Consider the following 12,473-nt stretch of genomic DNA (forward strand, 5'->3'; position numbering starts at 1 on the left):
TCTGAAAGCGCCTGGTTCGCGGGGGCCGAGGCGTCCGCCGCTGCGGCCAGGCCGGCGACGGTCGGCGCGGCGAACACGTCGGCCAGCTCGACCGTCACGCCGGCGGCAGCCGCCCGGGTGACCACGGCGAAAGCCAGGATGCTGTCGCCGCCCCGCTGGAAGAACGAGTCGTCGACGCCGACGTCGGGCTGGCCGAGCACGGCCGCGAAGACGTCCCGCAGGACCGCCTCGGTCCGGGTGGCCGGAGCCCGAGCAGGCAGAGCCCGGCCGGACCGGGCCGCCGCCCGGAAATCGGGCGCGGGCAGCGCGCGGCGATCCAGCTTCCCGCCGGGGGTGGTGGGCAGCGCGGGCATCGCTACGAAGGCCGCCGGCACCATGTAGTCGGGCAGCGCCGCCGCCACGTGGGCGCGCAGCGCCGCCGCGAGCGCCCCGCTGCCGGCTTCGTCCGCTGCCGCCCCGGCTGGGATGACGTAGGCGACCAGCGCCCGGCCGGCCGGCCCGTCCTCGCGGACGACCACGGCGCAGCGGGCGACCGCCGGGTGGCGGTCGAGCACCGCCTCGATCTCACCCGGCTCGACCCGGAAGCCGCGGACCTTGACCTGATCGTCCGAGCGGCCGGCCAGGACCAGCTCGCCGCTAGCCGTCCACCGGGCGAGGTCGCCGGTCCGGTACATCCGCTCGCCGGTCCCGAACGGGCTGGCGACGTAACGGGACGCACCCAGCGCCGGCCGAGCCAGGTAGCCGTGGGCGACGCCCACGCCGGCAAGGTACAGCTCGCCGACGACGCCCGGCGGTACCGGCATGAGAGCGCCGTCCAGCACGTAGGCCCGGGTGTTGCGCAGTGGGCGGCCGACCGTCGGCCGCCCACGGTCGGCGCTTCGCACCGGGCCGGTCGTCGCCCAGACCGTCGTCTCGGTCGGCCCGTACAGATTGGTCAGGCTCTCCGCGCGGGCGGTGAGCTCGCGGGCGAGGTCGGCCGGCAGCGGTTCGCCGCCGCACAGGACCCGCACCCGCGGGTAGGGCCCAGCAGCCGCGTCAAGGATGGATCGCCAGCGCGATGGGGTCGCCTGGGCCAGCGTCACCGCGCCCGCGGTCAGCAGCCGGGCCAGCTCCGAGGGGTCGCGGGCCGCCCCGCCCTCGACGAGATGGATCGAGGCGCCGACGGTCAGCGGGGCGAGCAGTTCGACCGTGCTCGGGTCGAAGCCCAGCGTGGTCGCGGCCAGGACCCGGTCGGCTGACCCGATACCCACGGTCTCGGCGAACGACGACAGGAAGTTCGCCAGGGACCGGTGGCCGACCAGGACGCCCTTCGGCCGGCCGGTCGAACCCGACGTGTAGATCACGTAGACCGGGCTGTCCGCGTCGACGGCGGGCGGCCACGATCCAGCGGCCGGCACCGCCGCGGCGCCGGCCTCGGGCTCGGGCTCGGGCTCGGCCTCGGGCTCGGCCTCGTCGATCAGGACGAGCCGCGTCCCGGGCGCGACCCGCAGCCGCGCGGCGAGCGATCCCGTGGTGACCAGCACCGACGGGGCCGCGTCCTCGATCATGAACGCGATCCGGTCCGCCGGGTAGTCGGGGTCGATCGGGAGGTAGGCGGCGCCGGCCCGGGCGGCGCCGGCGAGCGCGACGACCAGGTCGACCGAGCGGGGCAGCGCGATCCCGACAATGGAACCGGGCCGGGCGCCGCGCCTGGCCAGCCGGCGCCCGAAGGCGTCGGCCGCCGCCGCGAGCTCACCGTAGGTCAGGGTCCGCTCGGCGGTGACCAGCGCCGTCCGGTCGGGGCTGGCCGCGGCCCGAGCGGCGAACAGCGCCACCCACGGCTCGGTCGGGCTGGGCCCGGCGGTGTCGTTCCAGTCGACCAGCACCCGGTCACGCTCGGCCGAGCCGAGCAGGTCGATCGGGCCGATCGCCGTGCCGGGCTCGGCCAGCGCCCGGGCCAGCAGCCGCTCCAGCCGCGGGCCCACCGAGCCGGCGAACGCCGCCGACACCGAGCCCGGCTGGTAGGTCGTCTCCAACTCGAGCGGGCCAAAGCCGCCGTCCCCGCCGAACTCGGCCACCACCATCAGCGGGAACTGGGCGGTGCCGTTGGGCAGCGGGCGGCGCTCGCCGCGCAGGTCCCGGCCGTCCTGGTCAGTGCGGTGGAGGGCGGCAGCGGCCGGCGAGCGGACGGCGAACATCGTGCTGAACAGGCTGGACACGCCGTCGGAGCGGTCCGGGTTGAGTTCGCGCGCGACGTCGGCCAGGTCGACGTCGGCGTGCGCGAGGGCGCCCCGGCACACCTCGCGGGTCCGGGCGACCAGCTCGGTGAACGTGTCGGCCGGGCCGACGGTGAGCCGGAGGCAGATGGTGTTGCCGAAGTAACCGATGACGCCGTCGGTCCCGGCGCCGTCCCGGTTGACGACGGGCGAGCCGACGGTGATGTCGGTGGCGCCGGTGGCCCGGTGGATCAGGGCCGCGTAGGCGGCGAGCAGCACCACGAACGGCGTCGCGCCGTGCCGGGCGGCGAACGCCCGCACCTGGCCGGCCAGCTCGGCCGGGGCGTGATGGACGACCTGCCGGCCCGCGTCGCGCCGACGGCCGGCCGGCGGGTCGGCCGGCTGCGGCTGGCCCGGCTGCGGGTCATCTGGGCTCGGCTCGGGCAGGCGTACCGGATCGGCCAGCGGGAGCAGCCGTTCCCGCCAGTAGGCCCGCCCGGCCGGGCGGGCAGCCGTCTCGGCTGCCGGCCCGGCCGCGTCGATGAACGAGACGGTGGCGGGCGGGCCGTCGCCGTCCCGGCGGTCGTAGGCGGCCAGCAGGTCACCGAAGAAGACGTCCCAGGACACGTCGTCCCAGGCGATGTGGTGGGCGGCCACCGCGAGCAGGTGCCGGAGCGGGCCGTGGCGCAGCACGGTGACCCGCAGCGGCGATTCGGCGGTGAGGTCGAACGGGCGCCGGGCCGCGCGCAGCGCGATCTCCCGTGCGCGCTCCTCCCGCTCCTCGGCGGGCACGGTCGTCAGGTCCACGCTGAGCCACGCCGGTTCGATGTCGTCCCGGAGCACCTGCTCGAGCTGCCCGTCCGGGGTGACCCGGTAGGTCGTGCGGAGGATCTCGTGCCGGCGGGCGACGGAGAGCAGCGCCCGGCGCAGCGCATCGACGTCGAGCGGGCCGGTCAGCTCGAACCCGGCTGAGATCGTGTAGGCGGCGCTGCCCGGGTCGAGCCGCGACAGGAACCACATCCGGCGCTGTCCCGGGCTGGCCGGGTAGCCCCGGCCGGGCTCCCGTCGCGGCCGGGGGCCGGCGCCGCTGGCTGGCTCGCGCGTCAGTCGCTCGGCCGCCAGCCGGCGGCGGAGCAGCTCGCGTTTGCGCTGCGCGGAGTCGGGACTCGCCACGATGCACGTCCTTCCAGTGGTGCGGCTTCCAGCGGTGCGGCTTCCGATACGGCCTAGGGGAGGCGGGCGTGGCTGAGGGCCCGCGCCCGCGCCGTCGCCCGGCGGCGCTAACCGAGACGGCGGCGCAGCTCCCGCTTGTCAATCTTTCCGACGGGGGTGAGCGGTAACGTGTCGACGATCGTGAGCAGGTCGGGGAGCATGAAGCGGGCCAGCCCGCGCTCGCGCAGGTACGCCTTGACCGCCTTGAGGGTCAGCGTCGCCCCGGGCCTCGGGACGACCACCGCGCGGACGCTCTCGCCGGCCTGCTCGTCCGCCGCTGCGATGACGGCGGCCTGGGCGATCGACGGGTGGGCGAGCAGGTGCTCCTCGAGCTCGGTGGCGGAGACGTTCTCGCCGCCCCGGTTGATGACGTCCTTGAGCCGTCCCTCGACGACCAGGTTGCCGCTGGCCGTCAGCCGGACGAGGTCGCCGGTGCGGTAGAAGCCGTCGGGGCTGAACGCGGTCGCGTTGTGCTCGACGGCCCGGTAGTAGCCGCGCACGGTGTAGGGGCCGCGGGTCCACAGCTCGCCGATCTCGCCGGGCGCCACGTCGGCGCCGTCGCGGTCGACGATCCGGATCTCATCGGCGGGCGCGAGCGGGCGGCCCTGGGTGGTGAAGGCGAGCTCGTCGTCCTCGTCCGGGCGGGTGTAGTTCAGCAGCCCCTCGGCCATGCCGAAGACCTGCTGAACGCGCGGGCCGAGGACCGTCGGGATGCGCCGGGCCAGCTCGGCGTCCAGGCGGGCGCCCCCGACCTGGAGCAGGCGCAGGCTGGCGGTGTCCGGCCCCTCCCATCCGGCGGCGTCGACCCAGATCCGGGCCAGGGCCGGGACGAGGGCGGTCACCGTGACCCGTTCCCGGGCGATGAGCTCGAAGACGATCTCGGGGCTGGGGGATGGCGCCAGGACCACCGTCGCGCCGACGCCGAGCGCTCCCAGGATGCCCGGGCAGGCCAGCGGGAAGTTGTGCGCGGCGGGCAGCGCGACCATGTAGACGTCGTCGCTGGTCAGCCCGCACAGCCGGGCGCTGGCCTCCGCGTTGTACGCGTAGTCCCAGTGGGTGCGCGGGATAAGCTTGGGCTTGCCGGTCGTGCCGCCCGAGATGAGCAGCACCGCGACGCCGGCCGGCTCGGGCACCGGTGGTGGCGCGGCCTGCCCGCCGGCCCGAGCGGCGGCCCCGGCCGCCGCTACGGCGTCGAGGCCGGTGAACGGACCGGCCTCACCGGCCACCAGCACATGACCCACCGACGGGACCGTGGCGACGATCTCCTGGGCCAGCGCCCGATGATCGAAACCCTCGTGCGTGTCCGGGATGGCGTAGGCCACGGCGCCGGACAGCCGGGCCAGGTGCTCGATCTCGACCCGGCGGTGCGCGGGCAGCACGAGCACCGGGATCGAGCCCAGCCGGAGCAGCGCGAACAGCAGCGTCACGAACTCGGCGCGGTTGGGCAACTGGACCAGGACGCGGTCGCCGGGGGCGAGGCCGAGCCGGGCGAGGCCGGCGGCCAGGTCATCGGCGGCCAGGTCGAGGTCGGCGTAGGAGAGCCGGACCGGCCGGGCCGGCGGACCGGCCACGACGGCGGTGGCCGAGCCGGACCGGCAGGCCCAGGCCCGGAGACGATCGCCGAGCGGGGCGCCCCGCCAGTAGCCCTCGTCCACGTAGCGGCGGGCGAACTCGTCCGGCCAGCGGACCCAGCCGTCCGCCGCGCCCGGCTCGACTGGCGGACCGGTGACCGGCGGGGCGCTCACCGTTCGGTCCCGGCGGCGGCGGTCGCGCCGGAGGGATCGGCCGGGCCGAGCAGCCGCTCCTCGATCTCGTCGTCGGAGAGGCCGGCGATCTCCCAGGCGATCGCCGCGACGCGGTCGAGCCGCCCGGGCGTGGGCTCGGCCGCGCGCAGGTCCCGCGCGAGCGCGGCGACCGTCGGCGCGCCGAACAGCATTCGGACCGACACGTCGCCGGTGTCGAGCTCGTCGCGCAGCCGGGCCACCACGGCGGTGGCGAGCACGGAGTCGCCACCGAGGGCGAAGAACTCCTCGGTGACCCCGAACTCGTCGAGGCCCAGCGCCTCCCGCCAGACCGAGAGGATTACCCGTTCCAGGTCGGATCCTGGCGGGGCCGCGGCCGGCCGCGTTCCGTCGAGATCGCGTTCGAGGATGGCGCCGACCGCCTTACGGTCGATCTTCCCGTTGGCGCTCAGCGGGAGTTCGGCCACCGCGACGACCCGGTCGGGCACCATGTGCGGCGGCAGGACGGCCCGCAGGCCGGCCCGGACCGCCGCCGGGTCAACCGGGTCGGCAGGGTCAACCGGGCCATCCCCCGCGTCCGGAACGACGACGGCCCCGAGCGCGCTCGGACGCCCGTCCGCGCCGCCGGTCAGCACGGCCACCCCGGCCCGGACGCCGGGCAGCGAGGCGAGCGCCGCCTCGATCTCCCCCAGCTCCACCCGGAAGCCTCTGATCTTGATCTGGTGGTCGCGGCGGCCCAGGAACTCGACGGTGCCGTCCGGGAGGTAGCGGGCGAGGTCGCCGGTGCGGTACCAGCGCTCGCCGCCGTGGGTGACGAACCGGTCGGCCGTGCGCTCCGGGTCACCCCGGTAGCCGCGGGCGACGCCGGCCCCGCCGATCCACAGCTCGCCGGCGACGTGGTCGGGGCAGTCGCGGCCCAGGGCGTCGACCACGCGCAGCCGGACGTTGCGCAGCGGGGTGCCGTAGGGCACCGAGCGCCATTCGGGCGGCACCGGCCCACCCCCGACGACCTCGCACACGGTGGAGTGGATGGCGGTCTCGGTCGTGCCGCCGAACCCGAGGAACCGGCAGCCGGGGACGGCCGCCTCGAGCCGGCCGGGCAGGTCGACGCCGACCCGGTCACCGCCCAGAAGCACCGCGCGCAGGCTGGCGCCCAGCGGCACCCCGGTGGCCAGGACCAGGTCCAGCACGGCCGGCACGCAGTTGAGGATCGTGACGCTGTGGTCCGCGATAAGCTCGGCCCAGCGGGCGGCCTCGCGGCGGGACTCCTCGTCCACGATCACCACCGCGCCGCCGGATGACAGCGGGGCGAAGATGTCGAAGACCGACAGGTCGAAGTCGATGGCCGAGACGGCCAGCGTCCGGTCGCCCGGGCCGAGGCCGAGCCGGTCGACCAGGTCGTCGATGGTGTTCATCGCGGCCCGGTGGCCGACCTCGACTCCCTTCGGCTGACCGGTCGAGCCCGAGGTGAACAGAACGTAGGCCGGTTCGTCCAGGCGGACGGGATCGTCGGCCGCGCTCAACGTGAGTGTGCCGGGCGGGGCGGACGGGCCGGCGGCGAGCGCGTCGTCGAGGGTGAGCGGGGACACCCCGGCTGGCCAGTCCGGCCCGGGAGGCGCTGCGGATGACGCCGCGGACGGCGTGGTGATGACCGTGCGGAAGCCGGCGGTGGCGACGATCCGCGCGACCCGGGCCGGCAGCTGGTCCACCCCGACCGGCACGTAGGCCGCCCCGGCCGCCAGCACGCCGAGGACGGCGATGACCTGGTCCGGTCCCTTCGGCAAGCTGACGCCGACCAGGTCCCCCGGCCGCACGCCCCGGGCGGCGAGGGCGCCGGCCACCGCCGTCGCCCGGGCGGCCAGCTCGCCGTAGGACAGCGACCGGCGCACCGGCGACTCGCCGCCGCCGGCCGCTGAGTCCCACAGCAGCGCGAGCGCGTCCGGACGCCGCGCCGCCGCCGCGAAGAACTCCTCGTGGAGCAGGCGGGTGGACGCCGGTCCCTCGATCGCATTGACCCGGCGTCGCACCGTCCGGGTGGACTCGCCGAGGAGGCCGTCGACGGGCTGGTCCCAGGCCGTGCCGTCCGTGGCTGGCGCCGGGCCGGGGCCGGCCGGGCTGGGGTCGGCCAGACCCCGCACGAGCCGTTCGAACGCGGTGAACATCGCGTCGACGACGCCGGGAGCGAACGTGTCCTCACGGACGTCCCAGTTGACCAGCAGGCCCCCGTCAAGCTCGGTGACCTGGGCGTCAAGCAGGACCTGCGGGCCCTGCGAAATGATCCACACCGGCTGGCCGAACTCCCGGCGCACCGAGGCATCGAACAGCTCGCCGAGGCCGAGCGCGCTGGTGAACACGACCGGCGCGAGCACCGGTTCGCCCCGGTGGCGGCCCAGGGCGCGGAGCGCCTCGACGCCGGAGTAGTCGGCGTGGGCAGCGTCAGCGTGCAGCCGGGTCTGGATCCGGCGGGCCCGCTCGACGAACGGAATGCGGTCGGTCAGGTCGATCTCCAGCAGAACCGAGCTGGTGAAGTCGCCGACGATCCGGTTGACGTCGGGGTGGAGCTGCTCGCGGTCGAACAGCGGGACGTTGAGGAGGAAGCGCGACTGCGCGCTCCAGCCGCCGAGCACTTCGGCGAACGCGGTCGCGACGGCCATGGCCGGGGTGATGCCGTGCCGGTGGGCCGCCCGGCCGAGGGCCTCGCGGGCGGGTGGCGGTAGCTGGAAGTGACGCCGGGAAACCCGGGGCGGTCCGCCGGGCTCGCCGGGGGCGCCGAGGCTCGGTACCAGCGGGAGCTGGGGCGCCCCGGGCACGCCGGGCAGGCGGTCGAGCCAGGCGCGCCGGGCCCGCTCGGCCGCCGCGCGCGGGAGAGCGTCGCGTTCCGCCCGGTAGCGGCGGTAGCTGTAAGCCGGCGCGGGCGCGACCTCGTCCGGGCACCCGTACTCCTCGGCCAGGTCGGCCAGCAGCACGCGGTAGCTGACCGCGTCGGCGGCGACCATGTCGACGTCGAGGTGGAAGCGGGTCGTGCCGTCGGGCCGCAGGCTCAGCGCGGTCGAGAAGACCTCCCCCCGTTCGATGTCGAGCATCTGGTGGGATAACTGGTCGCGGACGGCGGCCAGCCGGGTGGCGGCGGCGTCCTCGTCCAGGTCGCGCAGGTCGTGGACGATCAGGCCGCGCCAGCCGGGCGCCGGTTCGACGACCTGGCCGCCGTTGTCGGTGATCCGGGTCCGCAGCGCCTCGTGCCGCTCGATGAGCCGCTCGATCGCGGCGGCCAGCCGGGCCGGATCGAGGGCGTTCCCATCGAACTCGGTGTAGAGGTGCGCGGCGACGCCGCCGTAGGGCTGCCCGTCGCCGCGCCCGATCCAGTAGGCGTGCTGCATGAGCGCCAACGGGAACTCGGCGCCGTCAGCCTCGGCCGGCGCGACGGCCACCGGTGCGGGCGGGGCCGGCTCGCTCGCGGGTTCCTCGCTCCCGGGCTGGAGCATGACGGCGGGGCTCCCGGGCTGGAGCATGACGGCGGGCTGCCTTCCGGCCAGCAGCTTGAACCAGCCGTCCAGGGTCGGGGTCTCGGCCAGCTCCGCGAAGTTGACCTTGATGCCGGCCCGCCGCCAGCCCCCGATCGCCCGGATCAGCGCGATCGACTCGAGGCCCCGCTCGAAGAGGTTGTCGTCGTCCCCGAGCTCGGCCGGATCCTCCCCGAGCAGCTCGGCGACGGTGCGCCGGAGCCTTTCGAGATCGCCGAGCGCTTCCAGATCATCGACCGCCGCCGGGACCGGGCGGGCCGGCTGGGCCGGCACGAGGAAGCGGCTGACGCTGCGTAGCTTCTCGCGCGTCTCCTCCAGCTCCCGTTCCGGGCGCGACGCCCCGAGGACGCCGGCCCCGGCCCGCAGCCAGGTCCGGCCGTCGTGCTGGAACGCCGTCCGCAGGACGAGGGCGGCGTCGAGGGCGCCGTCCGAGGTCGCGCTGATCACGGCGCCGCTATAGAGGCCGCGCGGCGACGGCTCGTAGCGCCGGATCGCCGCGCAGGCGGCGTCCTTCGGCGCGCCGGTCGCCGTGATGGACGGGAAGACGGCGGCCAGCGCGTCCCAACAGTCCCGGCCGGCGGCGAGTCGGCCGCTGACCCGCGAGGCCAGGTGCTGCACGCTGCCCCGCTCGAGGACGGTCATGAACTCGTCCACGACCAGCGTGCCCGGCGCGCACAGCGGCCGGAGCTCGTCCTGGGCCGCCTGGACGGACACGGCGTGCTCGTAGATCTCCTTCGGGTCGCGTAGCAGCGCCTCCCGCCGGGCCCGGTCTCCGTCCCCGCCGTCGAACGCGGCCGTGCCGGCCAGCGGTTGGGTGGAGACCCGGCCGTCGGCGTCGACCTCGACCACGGTCTCCGGGCTGAACCCGATCGCGCGCAGGCCGTCCAGATCGAGCAGGAAGGAACGGGCCGGCGTGTTGCCGCGCCGCCCCCGCTCGTAGGTCGCGACCAGGTCGATCTCGCCGTCGACGGGGACGACCCGAGAGAGGATCACCTTGCGCAGCCGGCCGGCCTGGATGTCCTCGACGGCCCGCGCGACCATCCGCCGGTAGTCGTCGGCGTCGTGGTCGAGATTGGCCAGCGGCCGGGGTTCGCCCGGCTCGTCGGCGGCCGCACCGCCGAGGGTCTCGGCGAGTGCGTCCAGATCAGCCTCCTCGGCCGCGCGCAGCAGCGCGCCGGTCGCCGACAGCCGCGCCTCGCGGGCCGGGATGACCAGGTGGATGAGCGGGTCGGGGATGACCGGCCCGGGCAGCCCGAGCGCCCGGGGACCGAGCTCGAAGCCGGCCCAGCCGCACGCCCGCCAGCCGGCGACCGGGAGCGCCGCCAGGACGCGGGCCAGGGTGCGCAGCGGAGCGCCGTCGACTAACTCGACCCGCCAGTCCCCGCCCGCGCGGTAGCGGATCTCGTCCCAGTACACGACGGCCTCGGCCAGAGCGCCCGAACCGCAGTGCCACTCGCCGTCCCGCTCGTAGACGGTGACCGGCGCCGCGGTATGGCGGGCGAACCGCGCCGCCGCCGCCAGCAGATCACCGGCGAGCGGCACCGTCCGTTCGCGGTAGACCACCGGCGCCGTCATCGGGACGCGCCGGCGCCGACGCCGTCGCCGCTGCCCTGCGTAGCCGGGGCATCCGTCTCCCGGCGGCCGGCGGTCGGGCGGTCGGCGCCCATCCGGGCAATCAGGCTGGCCGGGCGCAGATCCGTCCAGTTGGCCTCGACGTACTCCAGGCAGGACGACCTGCTCGCGGCTCCGTGCACCGTCGTCCACCCGGCCGGCACAGGCGCGAATGTCGGCCACAGCGAGTGCTGGCCCTCGACATTGACCAGGACATAGAAGCTGCCCTTTTCGTCATCGAACGGGTTGGTCGACATGAGGTGCCGTCTCCTTGGATCTCAGTCCGCGACTTAGGTGCTCTTTACTTTAAGTTAGGCTTACCTAAGACAGCCACGTTTGTCTACCCCCGTCAGCCGCCGAAATTCCCTCATTTTTCCGGCATCCGGCGGCAGGATCAGTTCAGGCGGCCGGCCTCGACGCGGACGATCCGCGGCAGGCGTTCGATGGTGGTCGGCCGATGCGCGATAACGATCAATGTGCGACCCGCGCGGAACCGCTCGACGGCGGTCTCCAGGCGGCGCGCGACATCGGGGTCGAGGTCGGCGGTCGCCTCGTCGAGCAGCAGCACCGGTGGGTCGACCAGCGCGGCCCGCAGCAGCCCGACGATCTGCCGCTCGCCGGCGGACAGCCGTTCCCCCCGGGCGCCCAGCCCGGCGTCCAGCCCGCCCGGTCGCCGGTCGACCCACTCGGCCAAGCCGAGCAGGTCGACCGCCCGCTCCATCGCCGCCCGGTCCGGCGCGCCCGGCGTGAGCGCCAGGTTCTCGGCCAGGGTGCCGGTGATGATGTGCACCTGCTGCGGGATGAGGACTATGCGCGCCCGGACCTGCTCCGGCGGGGCGAACCGCAGGTCGACCCCTCCGTAGCGCACCGTCCCCGCGTCCGGTTCGTAGAGCCCGGTGAGCAGCTTGGCCAGCGTCGTCTTGCCGGACCCGGTGACGCCGACCATGCCGGCCCGGTCGCCGGCCGGGAAAGTGACCGAGACGTCGCGCAGCACGTCCTTACCGTCGGCGTAGCCGAAGCGGAGGCCGTCTGCGACCAGGTCGCCCTGAACTGGCAGGTCGTACCGCGCCGGCGACGCGGCCCGCGCCGACGGGACGGCGAGGGCGGCCGGCTCGGCCGGCGGCAGCGCCTCGAGCAGGTCCGTCAGGCGGGCCAGGCCCACCCGGGCCAGCTGGGCCTGGCCGGCCAGCCCGGACAGGGTGAGCATGCTCTCGAACAGGTTGCGGGTCGCGATCACGAACACGACGACCGTGCCGACGCTCAGGTGCCCCGCCCGGACCAGCCAGACGCTCAGCAGCAGCAGCGCGGCTGTGGCCAGGCCCTCGATCATCCCGAACAGCTCCAGGCGGTTCTGGACGGCGATGGTCCGGTCGGCCCCGACCAGCAGCTCGTCGTTGTCCGCCCGGAAGCGCCGCACCCACTCCTCGGGCCGCCCGGGCGCGACCAGCGCCTCGTGCGCGTTGAGCGACTCGGTGAAAGTCGCGGTCATCATGGCGTCCGCCGCGGCCTGCCGGCCGAACGTCTCGGGCGCGGCCCGGTTGAACCAGACCATCACGGCGACCGCCATCGGCACGAACAGCGCGACGAGCAGCAGCGCGAGCAGCCATGAGTAGATCAGCAGCAACACCGTGGTCAGAGCAACGGTGAGGGCGACCCCGAGCAGGTTGGGCAGCTGGTCACGCAGGAACAGGGTCAGGTCGGCGATCTCGCCGGTCGACCGGCGCAGCAGGTCGCCGGTGCGGTGGGCCTCGATGAACCGCAAGGGCGCGCGGGCGAGGCGTTCGACGACGAGATCGCGCAGCCCGCGGATCGCCCGCTCCCCGGCCGACGAGAGCAGGATCTCCGACCAGCGCAGCAGGAGCATCCGGGCCAGGACGAGCCCGACCATCAGTGCCACCGCCCACCACAGGCGGCCCTGATCGCCGGCGGTCACCGCGTCGACCCCCCAGCCGATCGCCGGGGCGATGCCGACCACCGCCGCCGTGCTGGCCACGCTGGCCAGCAGCGCGACGGCCAGGATCGCCCGGTGCGGGCGCAGGTAGGGCCAGAAGCGCCGGAAGACGCCTGCGGTGGGCGCCTCCTCGGCCAGCACACGGACCTCAGCCATCCCCGCCTCCCACCCGGACGATCTCCTCGCCGCTCGCATCGCCGCTCGCATCGCCGGCCGCATCGCCGGCCGCATCGCCGGCCGG

Annotated in this window: 5 protein-coding genes; all 5 read right to left on the bottom strand. The window is 75.3% G+C overall.

Features of this window, described 5'->3' with window-relative positions; translation table 11 throughout:
• A partial coding sequence (locus ACY5KJ_RS00900; protein ID WP_462202505.1) for a non-ribosomal peptide synthetase occupies positions 1–3,368 on the bottom strand: 3,368 nt, incomplete at its 3' end.
• 107 nt (positions 3,369–3,475) lie between these two features.
• The gene (locus tag ACY5KJ_RS00905) at positions 3,476–5,152 is read right to left on the bottom strand and encodes a (2,3-dihydroxybenzoyl)adenylate synthase (RefSeq protein WP_462187958.1); all 1,677 of its coding nucleotides are present in this window, start codon (positions 5,150–5,152) and stop codon (positions 3,476–3,478) included.
• Positions 5,149–10,245 carry a salicylate synthase gene (locus ACY5KJ_RS00910; RefSeq protein ID WP_462202507.1) on the bottom strand — a complete coding sequence of 1,699 codons (5,097 nt, stop codon included), beginning with the start codon at positions 10,243–10,245 and terminating at the stop codon, positions 5,149–5,151. Before ACY5KJ_RS00910 ends, ACY5KJ_RS00905 begins: the two co-directional genes overlap by 4 nt.
• Positions 10,242–10,538: an MbtH family protein gene (locus ACY5KJ_RS00915; RefSeq protein ID WP_462202509.1), complete on the bottom strand. Its 297-nt coding sequence runs from the start codon at positions 10,536–10,538 to the stop codon at positions 10,242–10,244. The genes ACY5KJ_RS00910 and ACY5KJ_RS00915 overlap by 4 nt, the downstream gene beginning before the upstream one ends.
• 137 nt (positions 10,539–10,675) lie before the next feature.
• A complete protein-coding gene (locus tag ACY5KJ_RS00920) occupies positions 10,676–12,388 on the bottom strand; it encodes an ABC transporter ATP-binding protein (RefSeq protein WP_462187961.1) in 1,713 nt (570 codons plus the stop codon).
• Between the last annotated feature and the right edge of the window lie 85 nt (positions 12,389–12,473).

The sequence above is a fragment of the Frankia sp. CcWB3 genome (assembly GCF_977927595.1).

What these genes read in the sequence shown, in the direction of transcription:
- ACY5KJ_RS00910 (WP_462202507.1), bottom strand. Translation starts at nt 10,245, where the DNA reads ATGACGGCGCCGGTGGTCTACCGCGAACGGACGGTGCCGCTCGCCGGT.
- ACY5KJ_RS00915 (WP_462202509.1), bottom strand. Translation starts at nt 10,538, where the DNA reads ATGTCGACCAACCCGTTCGATGACGAAAAGGGCAGCTTCTATGTCCTG.
- ACY5KJ_RS00920 (WP_462187961.1), bottom strand. Translation starts at nt 12,388, where the DNA reads ATGGCTGAGGTCCGTGTGCTGGCCGAGGAGGCGCCCACCGCAGGCGTC.